At 66.1% G+C, this 17658-nt stretch carries 12 protein-coding genes; 8 read left to right on the top strand and 4 right to left on the bottom strand.

From position 1 onward, the window contains the following. Positions 1–72 precede the first annotated feature (72 nt). From C5O79_RS06495 to C5O79_RS06530, 8 genes are all read left to right on the top strand, one after another. Positions 73–747 carry a TetR family transcriptional regulator gene (locus tag C5O79_RS06495; protein ID WP_047852804.1) on the top strand — a complete coding sequence of 225 codons (675 nt, stop codon included), beginning with the start codon at positions 73–75 and terminating at the stop codon, positions 745–747. A 726-nt stretch (positions 748–1473) separates the two neighbouring features. Then, positions 1474–3129, top strand: a complete 1656-nt coding sequence (locus tag C5O79_RS06500) for an AMP-binding protein (protein WP_124648458.1) — start codon at positions 1474–1476, stop codon at positions 3127–3129. Further along, a complete protein-coding gene (locus C5O79_RS06505) occupies positions 3126–4013 on the top strand; it encodes a hypothetical protein (RefSeq protein ID WP_122478875.1) in 888 nt (295 codons plus the stop codon). Before C5O79_RS06500 ends, C5O79_RS06505 begins: the two co-directional genes overlap by 4 nt. Beyond that, complete coding sequence (locus C5O79_RS06510; RefSeq protein WP_122478873.1) at positions 4013–5122, top strand: 3-oxoacyl-ACP synthase III family protein; 1110 nt, start codon at positions 4013–4015, stop codon at positions 5120–5122. Before C5O79_RS06505 ends, C5O79_RS06510 begins: the two co-directional genes overlap by 1 nt. Continuing rightward, positions 5119–6117, top strand: coding sequence for a ketoacyl-ACP synthase III (locus C5O79_RS06515; RefSeq protein ID WP_122478871.1), 999 nt, complete (start codon positions 5119–5121; stop codon positions 6115–6117). The genes C5O79_RS06510 and C5O79_RS06515 overlap by 4 nt, the downstream gene beginning before the upstream one ends. Before the next feature lie 5 nt (positions 6118–6122). Continuing rightward, a complete protein-coding gene (locus tag C5O79_RS06520) occupies positions 6123–7019 on the top strand; it encodes an MBL fold metallo-hydrolase (protein ID WP_046546670.1) in 897 nt (298 codons plus the stop codon). 90 nt (positions 7020–7109) lie between these two features. After that, positions 7110–10907 carry an AMP-binding protein gene (locus tag C5O79_RS06525; RefSeq protein ID WP_122478869.1) on the top strand — a complete coding sequence of 1266 codons (3798 nt, stop codon included), beginning with the start codon at positions 7110–7112 and terminating at the stop codon, positions 10905–10907. A gap of 11 nt (positions 10908–10918) precedes the next feature. Next, a complete protein-coding gene (locus C5O79_RS06530) occupies positions 10919–13051 on the top strand; it encodes a hypothetical protein (protein WP_122478867.1) in 2133 nt (710 codons plus the stop codon). Positions 13052–13191: 140 nt separating this feature from the next. Here the strand turns inward: C5O79_RS06530 and C5O79_RS06535 are convergent, their stop codons facing one another. The 4 genes from C5O79_RS06535 to C5O79_RS06550 form a co-directional block, all read right to left on the bottom strand. Beyond that, complete coding sequence (locus C5O79_RS06535) at positions 13192–15135, bottom strand: collagenase (protein ID WP_174242189.1); 1944 nt, start codon at positions 15133–15135, stop codon at positions 13192–13194. A gap of 261 nt (positions 15136–15396) precedes the next feature. Continuing rightward, positions 15397–16251, bottom strand: coding sequence for a 3-hydroxybutyryl-CoA dehydrogenase (locus tag C5O79_RS06540; RefSeq protein WP_122478865.1), 855 nt, complete (start codon positions 16249–16251; stop codon positions 15397–15399). A 38-nt stretch (positions 16252–16289) separates the two neighbouring features. Further along, entirely contained in the window at positions 16290–17483 is a 1194-nt protein-coding gene (gene bktB / locus C5O79_RS06545; RefSeq protein ID WP_046546666.1) for a beta-ketothiolase BktB, read from the bottom strand. A gap of 48 nt (positions 17484–17531) precedes the next feature. Next, positions 17532–17658 (bottom strand): 4Fe-4S dicluster domain-containing protein (locus C5O79_RS06550; protein ID WP_131931286.1); only part of this gene is annotated, 127 nt, incomplete at its 5' end.

The raw sequence follows: 17658 nt of genomic DNA on the forward strand, positions 1-17658 counted from the left end.
ACGAGAATTTCTCGTATTTGAAAAACACGATAGACTCTCGCATTAGCAACGTCAAGTTTTTCTGGAGGCGGCATGGGCCGACAAAAATCGGGGCGGAATGGCGAGCCCGCAGAAGCGGCAGCGGACACCGCGGACGCGCCGGCGCGCGCGCGGCTGGTGCCGACGCAGCAGCGCAGCCGCGAGCGGTTCGAGCGCATCCTCGCGTGCGCGTCGGAGGTGATGATCGAGAAAGGCTGCGATGCGTTCCGGATGAGCGACATCGTCGAACGCACGGGCATCTCGTTCGGCTCGCTGTACCAGTACTTTCCGGACAAGGCGGCCGTGATCGGCACGCTTGCGGAGCGCTACAACGAGGCCGGCCACGACTGCGTGCGGCGCGACCTGGCGAAGATGAAGACGCTCGACGACCTGCACGCCACGCTCGGCCGCATCACGGACAGCTACTACCGGATGTTCGTCGACGAGCCGCTGATGCGCGACATCTGGCAGGCCACGCAGGCCGACCGCGCGCTGCAGGCGCTCGACCGGGCCGACGGAGAATTTCTGGCGGGGTTGTTCGCGGATGCGCTGGGCGAAGTGGCGCCCGATACGCCGCATGCGCAACGGAGCGCATTCGCCGAGCTGATGATGATCCAGATCGCTGCGGCCGTGCGCCATGCGATCACGCTGCCGCCGAAGGCGGCGCGCGTGATTCTCGCGATGTTCAAGCGGACATTGCCGCAAGATTTATCGATACTTGAGGGCTAGGATGTGCTCGACTCCTCGAGTCGAGACATTCCGATTCATCACTTTGAATTAAATATTCATTAATACAATTACAAAAAATCCATCAAGGCACAATCCGAGCCCCCGACGCCTGAATCCCTGATTTTCCATCCTGATCGACTCGATACCCCGCTGCTCCCGAGAGCACGGGTCTTTCACCGCTCGTGCGGGCAATCCATTTCGTGACGCGATGCGTGTTTCGCCTTGGTGAACGTCCCGGGGCTTTATTCAGCGCCCCGGCGACCAAACGCCACCGCAGTCAACAAAGCGCACGATGATTAACCGAAATCGATAATTCAATGAAATATCGACGATCAATGGAATCGATTTCAACAAATAATTCAGATCACCAACCCATTTGACCATTTACTTTCCGATTTTTCTTCCGCTAAGCTTACGGCACGTTTTCAAACCCACCAAGTCGATCGCCCAATTCAAAAACCCAAGCAATTTGAATTAAATCGATCGATTATTGATCATTTCCTTGAATCCAATGAGATGGAATAAATCCATAAAGGCCGGCAAGCCATCATGTGATTGACCGGGCTCTCCGTGCATCGGCCGGCGACCCGTGCCCGTCGCTCCGACCACGTCTCTTTGTCATCGCGATTCAGGTTGCGCGGGCAGGGCCCGATCCCTGGGCCCTGCCCGCGCCGCACCACGATCGCGGACTTCACACTCACACTCACACTCTTGCGAGCGCTGACGATGGACGACTTTTGCCGCGCGAACCTGCCCCCTGCCGAAGATTGGCCGACGTTCGTCTTTGACTTGCCGGGGCTCCAGTTCCCGCCGTTTCTCAATTGCGCCGCCGCGCTGCTGGATACCGCAGTCGAGGAACGCGGCTGGGGCGATCGCGTTGCGATCAGGACAGAGTCGGGCATCACGTGGTCGTATCGCGATTTGCGCGATGCCGGTAACCGGATCGCGAACATGCTGGTCCGCGATGCGGGCCTGGTGGCCGGCAATCGCGTGCTGTTGCATGGCGCCAACCACCCGATGCTGGCCGCCGCGTGGTTCGGCGTGGTCAAGGCCGGCGGCGTGGCCGTCGCGACGATGCCGAAGCTGCGCGCGGGAGAACTGGCGCCCATCATCGGGCGAGCGCGGGTCACGCATGTCATCTGCGAAGCCGGGCTCTCGGCCGAGCTCGACGCGGCGATGGCACGCATGCAGTGGCGCGGCGACGTTCGGCGCTACGAGACGGACGACATGCATCCGCATGCGCGCTGGCTCGACGGGTATTCGGCGGCATTCGCGGCCGCCGATACGCGCGCGGACGATCCTTGTCTCATCGCATTCACGTCGGGGACGACCGGGGAACCGAAGGCCACGGTCCATTTTCATCGCGACGTGATGGCGGCCTGCCACTGCTTTCCGCAGCACGTGCTCAAGCCTACGGCCGATGACGTCTTCTGCGGGTCGCCGCCGCTCGCGTTTACGTTCGGCCTCGGCGCGCTGCTGCTGTTTCCGATCAGTGTCGGCGCGAGCGTCGTGCTGTTGCAGAAAGCGAACCCGGAACGGCTGCTGGCCGCCGTCGGCCGCCATCGGGTCAGCATCCTGTTTACGGCGCCGGCGGCCTATCGGGCCATGCTCGACCATCTCGACGGGCACGATGCGTCGTCCCTGCGCAAATGCGTGTCGGCGGGTGAAGCACTCCCGTCGTGGACGCGCGACGCATGGCAGGAGCGCACCGGCCTGCACCTGATCGACGGAATCGGGGCGACCGAGATGCTGCATATCTTCGCGTCCACGGCCGACACCGGCGCGAAGGACGGCGCGATCGGCAAGGCGGTGCCCGGTTACCGCCTCGCCGTCGTGGACGAGCACGGCCAACGCCTGCCGCCCTACGAAATCGGTTATCTGGCCGTACAGGGGCCGACCGGGTGCCGCTACCTGAATGACGCGCGGCAACGCGACTACGTCAAGCACGGCTGGAACCTGACGGGCGACAGCGCGTACCTCGATGAGGATGGCTATCTGTTCTATCAGGCGCGCGCCGACGACATGATCATCAGCTCCGGTTACACGGTGTCCCCAGGCGAAGTGGAGCAGGCGCTGCTGCGCCATCCCGCTATCGCCGAGTGCGCCGTCGTCGGACAGATCGACGAACGGGGCGGCACGCTCATCTGCGCGCATGTGGTGCTGCGGCCGGGCGTCGACGGCTCGGAGGCGTTGACGACGCAACTGCAGCAGCACGTCAAGAGCGTGATTGCACCGTACAAATGCCCGCATCGGATGACCTATCACGCCGGCGGCCTGCCGCGTAACGAATCGGGCAAATTGCGCCGCGCCGTGCTCCGGCAGGCCGGTCATGGCGCGACGCATCCCCTGAATCAAACCGTCCAGAACGAGCACGCCCTATGAAAATTCTCGGAGCCGCGGTGGCCATTCCGGACCCCGCGACCACCGCGCAATCCTGTGCCAACGATTACGCGATCAACGCCGCCAGGCAGGCGCTGCGGCAAGCACGTTGCCTGCCGTCGGAACTGGATCTGATCGTCAGCCTGTCGATTTCGCCCAGCAGGATGGCAGACACGCCAACGATCGCCGGGCCGCGGCTCGCGCACCCGGTGCAGCGCGACCTGCGTGCGCGGCATGCGGCCGTGTTCGATCTGCTCGACGCGGACTGGACGCTCGCACTCGATCTCGCGCAAAGCCATTGCAAGCAGCTCGGCTACCGGCGCGCGCTCGTCGTTCGCGCGGAGGCACTTGCAGACGTCGAACAGGCGGCCACGAGCGGCTTCGCCGACGGCGCGGGCGCGATCGTCCTGACGCCTGACGGCCAGGAGCGCGACCACGCGTGCCGCTACGCGGATCTCGACGCGCCCCCGTTCGCGACGCTCGACGCCCTTCCCCCGCGACGCGTGAACGGCGTCCTGTCACTGGCCCGCTTCGAGAGCCGGTTCAATCCCGCAACCGGTCGGTTCGACGCTGAGCCGGCCCATGCGGCCACCGCGGTACGCACGATGGTCGACGCGATGCAGCGCCGCGGCGACCGGCGCGCCGCTCCGCTGTTCTGCGAATCGTGGTTGAGCGGATGGCCATCGATCGCCATCGGCGTGGGCCGCGATTTCCACGTCGATGTCGTCGCCGGTTCGACGGACATCCCGAACCCGTTCCAGTTGCCGGCGTGGCTCTCGTCCCGCGTCGCCCATTCGATGTCGTTGCGTGACGACGAACGTTCGGTGGTCGCCATGACGCTGGATCCGTTCAGGCCGCGCATTGCCTGCAGCACGATGGAGGTCTGATAGTGCACAACGTCCGAATCGCAAGTCTCGCCTGCCGCCTGCCGGCACGCCAGGTACCCAACGACGATCCCGTCTTCGCGGGCGTCGAGCCCATTCCGTCGGAATGGTGGCAATTCTGGGGCATCGAATCGCGCTACATGATCGATCCCGCCGCCGGCGAATCCGAGCTTGCGCTGGCCGAACGCACGGCCCGCGACGCGCTCGCCCGTGCCGGCGTGGAGGCCGCCGACCTCGATCTGGTGCTGTTCAACATGACGTCGCCGTTCGTTTCGCTCGCCGACGGCCGGCGCCGTTTCGCGCCGCGCCTGGCACGCACGCTGCGCGACCGGCTCGGCGCCACGCGCGCGCTCGACGCCGATGTCGAGATGGAATGCGCGAGCTTCGTGCTGCAACTGCAGATCGCCGCCAACCTCATCAAGCAGGGACGGGTGAAGCGTGCGCTGGTGTGCTCGTCGGAGCGCATGTCGGCGGTGGTCGACTACACCAGCAAATCGTCGACGAACTTCGGCGACGGCGCGGCCGCGGCCGTGCTCGTCGCCGAGCCAGCCGATCCCGACGGCGCCGACTGGCTGGATGCCGCGTATCGCAGCGATGCCACGCACTACGACCTCGTGACGATGCAGTGGCGTCACGCGCACGCCGCGACGGACGACGACGCCGCAACCGACGCCGACAACCCGTTCGGCGTGTATTTCACGCTCAAGCCCGAAGCGCAGGAAGCGATCGCCCGCTTCATGCCCGTGGCCATTCCCGATATCGTCGAGCAGCTGTTGCAGCGGAGCGGAACCCGCGTCGCCGATGTCGACGCGATGGTGTTCCATCAGCCGTCGGCGCTGCTCGTGCGCGCATGGGCACAGCGGCTCGGGCTCAAGCCCGACCAATACGTGATTCGCGTGGCCGACTGTGCGTGCCTCGTGTCGGCCGCCGTGCCGTTTGCGCTGTACGAGTCGATCCGCGAAGGCGTGATCCGGCCGGGATCGTTGGTCGTGATTGCCGGCGCCGGCGCAGGCTGGGGCTTCGGCGCGCAATTGTGGCGCTGGGGCGAAACCGTCGTTACCGATGCGGGCGACGCCGTCGCCGCCGTGACGGAACAGGAGGTGCAGGCATGAGCGCCCGACTCGTCATCGCCGGAATGGGCCACGCGCTGCCAGACCGGATCGTCGGCAACGACGAAGTCGCCGGCATGATCGACACCAGCGACGCGTTCATTCGCGAACGCACCGGCGTCGTGGCGCGACGCTATCTCGCGCCCGATCAGGATCTGGCGGATCTCGCCTGCCCGGCCGCGGAGCGGGCGATGGCCGACGCCGGCGTCGCGCCGCACGACGTCGACCTGCTGATCGTCAATACGCTGTCGCCGGATCATCACGATCCGTCGCAGGCGTGCTACATCCAGCCCCGGCTCGGCTTGCGGGAGATTCCGTGCTTCGATATCCGCGCGCAATGCAGCGGCGGGCTCTACGGGATCGAGATCGCGCGCCATTTCCTCGCGAGCGGCCTGTACCGCAACGTGCTGCTGATCTGCGCCGAGGCCCTGTCGCGGCGAATCGACACCAGCAATGCGGGCCGCAACCTGTCGATCCTGCTGAGCGACGGCGCCGCCGCGCTGCTGCTGCAAGCGACGGACCACCCGGCGCACGGGCTGATCGACCTGACGCTCGGCGCCGACGGCACCCGGTTCGACCTGCTCAGCACCGAAGCGCCCGGCGCGCGACGCCCGCGCTTCATCGACGAAGACGACATCGCGGCCGGCCGGCACCATTTCCGGATGAAAGGCGGGCCGATGTTCGAAGATGCCACGCGGCGCATCGTCGACGCGTGCCGGCAGATGCTCGACAAGCACCGGCTGGCGCTGTCGGATATCGGCCTGGTCGTACCGCACCAGCCGAACCTGCGCATCCTCGACGCGGTCATCCAGCAACTCGGGTTGCCCCGCGAGCGGTGCATGATTTCCGTCGATCAGCTGGGCAACATGGCCAGTGCGGCGTTTCCGGTCGCGCTCGCCCTCGCGCGCGAGCAAGGCCGCATGCCGGCCGGGCAGCTCAACCTCCTCGTGACCTACGGTGCGGGCGCGACGTGGGCCTGCGCGCTCTATCGGAGCTGAACGACATGCTGAACGCTTCCACGGGATGGATCGAGCCGCGGCTGGCTCTCGCCGGCACGGCCGACGTGCCGCTGTACGTGATCGTCAACGACGAGGCCGCGACGCTGATCGAGGGCGGCCTGAGCGGCATGACGGAGCTCGTGTGGCAGCAGCTTCACGATCTGCTGCGGGACTTCGGCGGCATCCGGCATTTGCGCTACTGGCTGATCACCCACTCGCACTATGACCATTGCAGCCTGCTGATGACGCTCAAGTCGCGCATGCCGTGGCTTCATGTATCCGGTTCTCCCGACGCGTTCGATGCGTTCCAGAGCCCGTCGGCCTGCCGAACCATTCGTCAGCTCGACACGCACGCGTCGCGGTCGTGGCAGCCCGCCGTCGACGCGGAATTCACCGAGTTGTCCGACCTGCCGTTCTACCCGGTCAATCCGGGCACTCAGCTCGACATCGGCGCCGGGATGCAGATTCGCACGATCGCGCTGCCGGGCCACAGCCGTTGCCAGTTCGGCTACTACTGCCCCCAGCTGGACATCGGTTTCGTGTCGGATGCGCTCGGCGAGTTTCACGGCGCCACCCATTGGCTGCCGCTGGTCTTTCAGGACCTGTTCGCCTATCGGCACTCGCTGCACGTCATCGAGCAACTGCAGCCGCCGCGGCTCGCCTTGGGACACCACGGCATCCTCGCCGGCGAGTTCGCCCGCTCGGCCGTCCGGCACGCCCGCGCATGCCTCGATGCGCGCGAGGCCGACGCGCGGGCGGTGCGCGGCAACGCCGCCGCCACGCACGAGCTGGCCCATCACTGGACGGCACGTTATGCGGCAAGGAGCGAACGGGTGGTGCCGCATTTCCTGCATCTCAAAAGCATGATGCACATGATCGACCTGTTCCATCGCGCCGAATAGCCGCCTTCGGATTCCCGCCGCAGCCACGCGTGGGCGCCGCCCCGGCGCCGGGCCGCTGCTCGCTGTTTTCATTCCTCTTCCGACGACAACATGACCACTGCGATTTTGCCGACCACGCTTAGCGAACTGCTTCAGAACCGGGCCGCCGCACTCGGCGACAAGACCGCCTACGTGTTCCTGAGCGGCCCGCCCGAACAGGAACAGCCCGAATCGATGACCTTCGCGGAACTCGACGCACGCGCTCGCCGGGTCGCCGCGCTGCTGCGGCAGAACGCGATCGACATCGGCGACCGGGTCCTGCTGCTGTGCCGGCCGGGGCTCGACTACGTCAGCGCCTTCATGGGGTGCCTGTATGCGGGCGCCATCGCCGTTCCCGCCTACCCGCCGCGCAACCGGCAGCATATGGTGCGGATCGCCGGCATCGTCGAGAACGCGGGCGCGAACACGATTCTGTGTTCGGCCGAGGACCATGCGCGCTGCGCGACCTGGCTCGCCGATACCGACGCATCCGGCAGCACGCTGCTCGACGTCGGGGGCGCGCAGGTGCTGGATCCCGTGCATTCGCCCGCCAGCGTGCAGCCCTCCCAGATCGCCTTTCTGCAATACACGTCGGGGACCACCGGCAGCCCCAAGGGCGTGATGGTGTCGCACGGCAACCTGATGCACAACCTGGGGCTGATGCGCGAATGGCTCGCCTATGACGAGCAGAGCACGATCGTCAGCTGGCTGCCGCCCTACCACGACATGGGCCTGATCAGCGTGATCCTGACGTCGCTCTACGGCGGCTTCCGGAGCGTGCTGATGGCCCCGGAACGCTTCATCCAGCATCCGTACCTGTGGTTGCGTGCGATCAGCCAGTACCGGGCGGATCTGACCGGCGCACCGGATTTCGCCTACCGGATGTGCTGCCGGCGGATCTCCGACGAGCAGCTGGCGACGCTCGACCTGTCGTGCCTGCGGGTCGCCTACAACGGCGCCGAATCGGTGCGCGCCAGCACCCTGACCGATTTCGCGCAGCGCTTCGCCGCCGCGGGTTTCGCCGCCGACGGCTTTCTGCCGTGCTACGGGCTGGCGGAGGGCACGCTGTACGTCGCCGGTCGCACGCAGCGGCATCCGATCCGGACGCTATGCGTCGACCAGGCCGCCCTCCAGCAACAATCCGTGGTGCTGCGCGGCGAATGCCTGGGCGTGTCGCAGCAGCCGCTGGATCGTCCGGGCGAACGGGTCCTGGTCAGCGTGGGCCGCACGGACGGCGAACAGCACGTGATCGTGCGCAACCTGGAGACGAACGAGCGTTGCGCCGATCGGACCATCGGCGAAATCTGCGTGGCCGGCCCGAGCGTCGCCGCCGGCTACTGGCGTCTGGACGAACAGACGCATTCGACCTTCCGGCACAGTCTGGCGGGCCATCGTGATCAGGTGTTCATGCGCACCGGCGATCTCGGCTTCATTCTGGACGACGAGCTTTATGTCACCGGCCGGCTCAAGGACATGGTGATCCTCGCCGGCCGCAACTACTACTCGGAAGACATCGAGTACGCGCTGATCGTCGGTGTGCCGGAACTCGTACCGAACGGTTGCGCGGCCTTCATGGACGACCAGGTCGACACGGAGCGCCTGATCATCGTCGCGGAAGTCGAGCGCACGCAGCGCAAGGGCAATCTCGACAGCTTCATCGACGCGATTCGCCAGGCCGTCTGGAACCGCCTCGACATCGGCCCGAGCGCGATCATGCTGGTGTCGCCCGGCAGCGTGCCGAAAACGTCGAGCGGCAAGGTACGCCGCAGCACCTGCCGCACGCAACTGCACGACGGCGCGCTGACGATCCTCGCGCAGTGGGACGTCGAGGGCGGCGCACCGACACCCGCGCCCGATCGCCGACAGCCCGCGCATCCGGCAGCCGTGGCCGACCAGCCGGCAGCCAACGATCACCGGCGCGTCGACAGCGCCACCGTCGACGAACTGAACGACTGGCTCAGGCACTACGCCCGCACGCGGATCGATTCGCGAACCATCGACGAGCGTCGCACCATTCCGCCGCACGTCGTGCTCGATTTCGGGAATCGGGGCCTGCTCGGCATGCCGATCGACCGCTCGCATGGCGGCCTCGGCCTCGGCCAGCGCGACATGTCCCGCGTGCTGGCGCAGTTGGCGGCGATCGATTCGACCCTGGCTTTCTTCGTTGCCCTGAACAACACGCTCGGGATCCTGCCGATCATGCGGCATGCGCAGCCGCCATTGCGCGACGCATTGCTGCCGAGCCTCGCGAGCGGACGGATGCTGGCCGCGTTCGCGATCACGGAGCCGGCCGCGGGCTCGCATGTGCGTGCGATTGCCTCCCGCGCACAGCGCCTCGATTCCGGCGACTGGGTGGTCACGGGAAACAAGCGCTGGAGCGGCTCATCCGCATGGGCGGGGATCATCAACGTGTTCGCGAAGCAGGCCGACGGTGCGGGCATGGTCGGCCTGGCGGTGCGCCCCGGCACGCCGGGCGTGCGGATCGGCGCCGAGGAACTGACGATGGGTGTGCGCGGCATGATCCAGAATTCGCTCCATCTGGATCAGGCACGAATCAGCGACGCATGCCGGCTCGGCGACGTCGGGCAAGGGATGGCCGTCGCTCAGCATGCGATGAACATTGCGCGCCTCGGCATCGCCTCCGTCTGCGTGGGCGGAATGAAGCGCTGTGCGCAGCTGATGCATCGCTACGGCGCGCGGCGCCAGATCGGCACCGGCCTGCTGCTGGACAACCCGCTGAGCCGCCTGCGCCTGGGCGAGCTGCGGGATCGCATCGACGGGCTCAACGCGCTGGTCGAGCACCTGGCGACCGAACTGGACCTCGGCGTCGCGCTGCCTGAAGACTGCCTCCTGATCGCGAAGACGCTCGGCTCCGAGCTGCTGTCGCAATCCGCGGACGAGATGATGCAGTTCCTGGGTGGCCGGGGGTATATCGAAAGCAACCTCGCGCCGCAGATTTTCCGGGACGCGCGCCTGACCCGCATCTTCGAGGGGCCGACCGAAACGCTGCTGGTTCACCTGGGCAGCCGCCTGCTCAACGGCGGCGACGATTTGCCGCGCTATCTGGAGGGTGCGCTGAGCGCCGGTGCGCTGGCCAGGGAACTGCGCGAGCTGGGCGCACGGCTGGCGCAGGACGGGCTCGCCAATGCGCCGAAACTCGACGGCGCCGCGCATGCCGCCGTCTGGGTCAATTACTGGCTCGGCACGATCGCGCAATGGGGATTGCTGCTGGCCGTGATCGAACGCGCGGCTGCGCAGCAGCGGATCGACGACGGCACGCTGCGCTGGGCGCAGCGCCAGTACGAACTCGCGATCGAGGCGGCGCAACGGCAGGTCGGCCTGCGATCCGCGTTGCCCACGACAGCGGAACTGAACGACTGGGCCGCGCGCACCGGGTTCGAGATCGGCTCGATCGAGCAAACGATCCCGGGCGCCAGCCAACTCGTCGACCCGTTGCTGGACGCCAATGCCGGCGCGCCCGACGCGCCCGCCGACGACGCCGGTTCGGCCGCAACCCCGACCGTGAACGAACCGGCGAGCCTGCTCGAGCGTCAGCAGCTTCATGCCGTCGAACAATGGCTCATCGCGTGGCTGGGCGAGCGCCTCAAGCACCGCAAGCTTCGATTGACGCGCGAGTCGACGTTCGCCGAAATCGGCTTCGACTCGATCCTCGCCGTCGAAATGACGATCGTACTCAGCGAGACGTTCAGCGTGACCGTCGATCCGTCCGCGGTCTGGGACTACCCGTCCATTCGCGCGCTGGCCGCCCACCTCGCGCCGCGGACTCACGGCGCCGCACCGGCGGTTGCCGCGGCGCACGCCGAGCCGGATGCATCGTCACCCATTGCAGCTCAACCTTCGACCCTGTGAGACCGTCCACCATGCACGCCCGATTCAACCTTGGCGATTCCACCGCCGCACTGGCCCGGCAGCTCGAACACTATCTCGACGCCTATCCCGACGAAACACGCACGTTGCTCGGCCTGTCGGCAGGCACCCCGATCGGCGTCGAGGTGCTCGACCTGGAGCTGCCGGTCAAACTCGAGCAACACACGCACGCGGCCACGCTGCGCATCGGCCGGCACGACGCCCAGCGCGTGATGGCCTACACGCGCAGTTGCAACTGGGCGAACGGCATCGTGCTGGTGCCGACGCTGGCGCGCCTCGTGTTTGCCGGCGCGTTCCGCGGCCTGCGGGCCGGAGCGCCCCGCTCGATGCGCGCGTTCGCCACGTCCCGCCAGCCCGACCCGACCCGTAACCTGGGGATCCTGTGGGGCGCCCTCAACCTGTTGAGCCTGGCCGGCTGGCTGACCCTCGATCGCGGCGACGAAGACGCCGAATATGCGCTCACCCCGGCCGGCGAATATGTCGTCGCGTGCGTCGAGCGCACCCGCCCGCTGTTCGAGCAACTGGCGAATGCCACGTCGGTGCTCCAGCATCTGCACGCCCTGTGTCACCGAACGCGCATGGCGGCTGACGACAGCGTGCTGTATGCCCAGCTCGCGCGGATCTGCATAGCGGGTTGGCCGGAGCTTCCGCTCCCGGCCACCGATCTGGAGCGCCAGGTGAATGGACAGTTGCGCACGGCGATGGACGGCCTGTTGCTCGGCCCGACCTGGGTCGCGCTCGACATGCCGGTGTTCGACCGGCAGCCGGATGGCCAGTACTCGCAATCGGCGCCCGGCATCCTCGGCAAGCTCGACGGTCAGCCCGACGGGGTCGCGGTCGGCGCCTGGACACAGGCCGATCCTGTCGTGCTGCACGCGGCGTGGTCGCTGATGTGCAAGTTCGGCATGGCGGAAATCGATCGGGAAAAGGTACGCCTCACCGAGTCGGGCCGGATTCATCGTCCGATCGCCGCCCCTTACGCGGGGTTGCCCGCGTCCTATCTGCGTTCGTATGCGTTGCTCGACGAGCTCCTGTTCGGCAACCCCGATCCGCTCGATATCGATAGCGACGGCCACATCGATCGCGTGATGAACGTGTATGCGTCGAGCGGCGCCGGGTCCGGGCCGGCGTCGCAGGAAATCACGACGAAAATCCTGCGTGCGTTGTTCGACGAGACGCCGCTGGACCGCCAGCCGGCCGGCATTGCCGACATGGGCTGCGGCGACGGCAGCGCGCTGAAGCGCCTGGCGGAATACGTGATCACGTCGACGCAGCGCGGCCGGCACCTCGCGGATTATCCGCTGCTCGTGATCGGTGCGGACTACAACGAATCCGCGCGCGGCCGCGCGGCCGCCACGCTGTCTGCGCTGAGGGACGTCCCCGGCGTGCAGGTCCGCGTGATCGCCGCCGACATTTCCCGGCCCGACCGCTACGACGAAGCCGTGGCCGAAAGCGGCCTGACCGTCAGGCAGCCGGACGGCAACGTGCGCCCGGCGCGACTGAGCGACTTGTTGCATACCTTCATGTTCCTGGTCCACAACCGCCGGTTGAGCATTCGTCGCAAGGACGCAGCCGATGCGATCCTCGAGCACCATCTGCGCACCGTCGACCGCACACGCCTGCGCGCGGTTGTCGATCAGCACTATGCGGGCGTCCTGACGGTATCGGATCAGGCCGAGCTGCCGATCGCGCTCGACCCGATCAAGCGGGCGTTCAAGGTGGCATATAGCGACGCGGAAGGCCTCGTTCCCGGTTACGTGGCGGCGGCGGATCTCATCGATTTCCTGACCCGCTGGAAGCCCCACGCAAAGCATGGCTTTCTCATCGTGGAAGGGCATAGCCCGTGGGCGGAGAATCTTTGCGCGCGTGCACCGGGCGGGCCGGACACGTGGTTGCGCACCGAGCAGCTTCCGTCGGTGTTCAACTGGGGCATGCATTTCGTGTCGCGTCAATTCATGGCGCCGTTCAACGAATTCACGCTTGCGTTGACCCTGGCCGGCTTGCGCCCCAACAGCCCGATTCACGGGCGGATTCATCCGGAGGGGTTCCCGGGGCCGGATCTGCTTGACGATTACCGTTTCTTCAGTATCGCAAACTATGTTGCCGATACCGGCACGAATCGCTAGCGCGGTGGCGGCACGTCAGGTCGGCGCGCCGCGGCCCTCGAATTTCCGTTCGAGGGCCGCTTCCTGCTCGCTGCTCCCTCTCGGGTGCGTCGGGCGCCACGGTGGCCGGCGTCCGATCACGCGGCGCCGGCCGGTGCCGGTCAGCGCTTCGCCGGCGCCGGCGGCTCGCCTGCCGTCGTCGCGCTGCGCGCCCAGTCGGCAAACTCGGTGTCATAGCGATTGCCGATGTACGCGATATAGTTTGCGTACCCGTCGTAATCGCCCACCCGGAAGCGGGACACGATGGTGTCGACGTCCGCGCGATGGCGCTCGAACATGAAGCGCGTCGCCATGTAGCCCCACCGGTACGCGCGCGTGACGTAGTCGCTCGACGCGTAACGCGTGCCGAGCACGTCCGAGAACCGGTACGCGCCCGTGCGCACCGCGTCGATCGACTCCTGGTTGTCGTTCTTTCTCGACAGATACTCGGCGACGCCTTCGATCCACCACACGGTCGGCTTCGCGGTGCTCGCCGAGAAGTCGCCCGCCATGTCGTATCGGCCGTCGAGATAGTGCGTGAACTCGTGCTCGAGGTTCCACACCTTGAACTCGGGCCGCAGCCATGATGCCTCGTGCGCGATGAAGCGCGCCTGATTGCCCGGCGCGGACGGATCGCCCTCGAGATACATGCCGCCGTTGTCGGTGCTGATGCCGTAGATCACCGACGCGTATTTTCGATAGTTCGCGTAGTCATCGAAAATGACGAGTTCGATCGTGTCGTTGCGATCGCCTGCGACCGCCTTGCGCCCGGTCTTCATCATCCGGTGGAAGTAGTCGTCCTGCCTCGCGACCGCCGTGCAGACCGACTGCAGCTGCGACATCGTCATGTCCTGCGCGAGAATGCGCACGCCCGCATTGCATGTGTAGCGATTCGCGAGCACCGCATCGGTCAGCCGCTTCTTGTAGTCGCAGGTACCGTAGTCCGCGCAGTTGCCCGGATCGCCGTAGTCGACCGCTTCCGCCGCCGCGAGCCAGAGATCGCTGTCCGCGCCCGTCATGCTCGTCGACGCGAGCATGTCCTGGATCATTTTCTTCACGCGCGGCTTCTGCGTCGGATAGCGGAGGAAGCGAAACGTTTCGCGCGCCGCGTCGGCCAGCTGATAGGCGGCGCTCGTGTTCGACAGGCTCGCGCGGTTCGCGGTGACGAAGCGGTTGAGCGTCTCCGGGAGCGTCGCATCGCTGTCGAGCATCGGCTGCGCGCCGCTGCGCTGGTGCGCGTAGAAGAACACCGTGAGCAAGCCGGTGAAGCCGCCCGCCGCACTGCGCTGCAGCAGCGGCGCGGCCGCCTGCGGATTCGCCGCGCTCACGGTGTAGGATGCGATCCGGTTCTTCAGCGTCGGCAGGTAGTACGCTTCGTCCCGCATGTTCGTGATGAGCTTCATCAGTTCGTTCGCGGTGCTCGGCGCACGCGAATTGTCGCGATAGAGCGCATCACCCTCCAGGCTTTGCTTGATATACGGGCGCAGCGACACCGCGAGATTCGGAATCGGGTTCGCCATGCCCGATACATCATATTGGTAATAAGCAGCACGCAGATAAATCAGCAAATTGACCAGGATCAAATTGCTCGCATCGTATTGATGAATTTCCTGCACGAAACGACTCGCGACAGCGTGCACGTTTTCGGCATTGAAGATCCGTGTGGCCTGCGCTTTATCGACCGAAAACAAGCCGTAGTGGCATTCGTAATCGGGAAGATTCGCGATGTAATCGGCGAGTGCCGTGCCGCGATACTGGGTCATCACCGACATGTCGCGGCAATCAGCGCCCGACGTGCTGCGCTTGCTGCGCGTGGCCGGCTGCTTGAGCGGCGAAGGCCTCGTCAGCGCCGCACGATCCTGCTCGCTGAGCGGCAGGTTGTACTGCGCCTGCTCGGGCGACACCGGCAGATTCTGCGGCACGCGAGGCATGCGCGCCTGCCTGGGTTGCGTCTGCTGCGCAGGCTCGGTATTGGCCGACGCAGTGCCGGCCATTCCGGCGAATACCGACCACGCGACGATGGCCGACCAGCGGCATTTTTTTTGAAACCCCTCGTTTATTGCCACTTTATTTTCTCTTGGTTGTTTTTGGGCAACCAAGATATAACATTACATGTTGAAACGTCAATTTAATCGATATGAAAGATATCCTCGTTAATTGGCTTAATTATTTAACGATTAAACTCGATTTCCGAAATGATTCAACCGACGGACAGGATTCGGCGCGCCGCTTCCCTAAATGAAAAACGCGGATGGCGAACCGCACCGGATGAACGACATCATCCGGCACGACTCTCCATCCGCGTTCAAGACTTTCCAGCCTTCTGCTTACTTGCTGTAGTCGTACACCCCACGCCCCGTCTTCCGCCCGAGCCTGCCGGCCGTCACCATCTCGCGCAACAGCGGGCACGCACGATACTTCGGATCGCCGAAGTCCTTCACGAACACGTCCATCACCGCGAGGCACACGTCGAGGCCGACGAGGTCGGCCAGCGCGAGCGGCCCGATCGGGTGGTTCGCGCCGAGCTTCATCCCCGCGTCGATCTCCTCGGCCGACGCGATGCCTTCCGCCAGCACGAAGAACGCCTCGTTGATCATCGGCACGAGAATCCGGTTCACGACGAAGCCCGGCGAATTGCGCACGCCGATCGGCGACTTGTCGAAACGCTCGGTCAGCTCGCGCACCGCCGACGCGGTCGCGTCGCTCGTCTGCAGCCCGCGGATGATTTCGACGAGCGGCATCAGCGGCACCGGGTTGAAGAAGTGCATGCCGACGAAGCGCGCCGGATCGGCGAGCGGCGCCGCGAGCGCGGTGATCGAGATCGACGACGTGTTGGTCGCGATGATCGCTTCGGGCCGCGCGACGGACTCGATCTGCTTCAGGATGCGGCCCTTCAGCTCGACGTTCTCGGTCGCGGCTTCGATCACGATATCGGCCGATGCGAGCTTCGCGTAGTCGGTCGACGTCGTGATGCGCGCCAGCGCCGCATCGCGCGTGGCGGCGTCGAGCTTATCCTTCGACACGAGCCGCTCGAGGCTGCCCTTCAGCGTCGCGACGCCCTTCTCGAGCGCCGCGTCGCTGACGTCGATCATCACGACGTTGAGACCCGCAACGGCGGCGGTCTGCGCAATGCCGTTGCCCATGGTTCCGGCGCCCACGACGCCGACAGTTTCGATGGCCATGAAATTTCCTGTGTGTTCGGGTGCTGAGCGTTCGATTATCAGATGTTCTCGAAGATCGCAGCAATCCCCTGGCCGCCGCCGATACACATCGTCACGAGCGCGTAACGCCCGCCGATGCGCTTCAGTTCATACAGCGCCTTGACCGTGATCAGCGCGCCGGTCGCACCGATCGGGTGACCGAGCGAGATGCCCGAGCCGTTCGGGTTGACCTTCGCCGGATCGAGGCCGAGCTCCTGCGTGACCGCGCATGCCTGGGCCGCGAACGCCTCGTTCGCCTCGATCACGTCGAGATCGCCGATCTTCAGGCCCGCGCGTTCGAGCGCCTTCTGCGTGGCCGGCACCGGGCCGATGCCCATGTACGCCGGATCGACACCCGCGTGCGCATACGCGACGAGGCGGGCGAGCGGCTTCACGCCCTGTGCGCGCGCGGCGTCCGCGCTCATCATCAGCACGGCGGCAGCCGCGTCGTTGATGCCCGACGCATTGCCGGCCGTCACGGTGCCGTTCTCCTTCTGGAACACCGGCTTCAGCTTCGTGAAATCATCCGCGCTGGCTTCGAGGCGCACGTGCTCGTCGGTGTCGAACGCAACTTCACCCTTCTTCGTGCGGATCGAGATCGGCAGGATCTGATCCTTGAAGCGCCCTTCCGCGATCGCGCGCGCCGCGCGACGATGCGATTCGAGCGCCAGCGCATCCTGCGCGTCGCGCGAGATGCCGTACTTCGCCGCGACGTTCTCCGCCGTCACGCCCATGTGGATCGTCTGGAACGGGTCGTGCAATGCGCCGAGCATCATGTCGACGAGCTTGCCGTCACCCATGCGCTGGCCGAAGCGCGCGGCCGGCACGGTGTACGGGGCGCGGCTCATGCTTTCCGAGCCGCCGCCGATCGCGATGTCGGCGTCGCCGAGCATGATCGTCTGCGCGGCCGATACGATCGCCTGCAGGCCCGAACCGCACAGGCGGTTCACGGTCAGCGCGGGCGTGTGCTGCGCCACGCCGCCATTGATCGCCGCGACGCGCGCGAGATACATGTCCTTCGGCTCGGTGTTCACGACGTGGCCGAACACGACATGCCCGACTGCGTCGCCCGGCACGTTCGCCCGCGACAGCACTTCGGCGACCACCTTCGCACCGAGGTCGGTCGGCGAGAAATCCTTCAGGCTGCCGCCGAAATCACCGATCGCGGTACGAACACCGCTCACCACCACGACTTCTTTCGCTGCATTGCTCATCGTCTCACTCCGGTTCGTTCGCGCCCGCAGGCGCGGGGATGCGTTGCGTTACATGTTCGGGTAATTCGGCCCGCCGCCGCCTTCCGGCGTGACCCACACGATGTTCTGCGTCGGGTCCTTGATGTCGCAGGTCTTGCAGTGCACGCAGTTCTGCGCGTTGATCACCAGGCGGTCG

Origin of the sequence: Burkholderia sp. SRS-25 (genome assembly GCF_004343765.1) — a bacterium.
Taxonomy (GTDB): domain Bacteria; phylum Pseudomonadota; class Gammaproteobacteria; order Burkholderiales; family Burkholderiaceae; genus Burkholderia; species Burkholderia contaminans.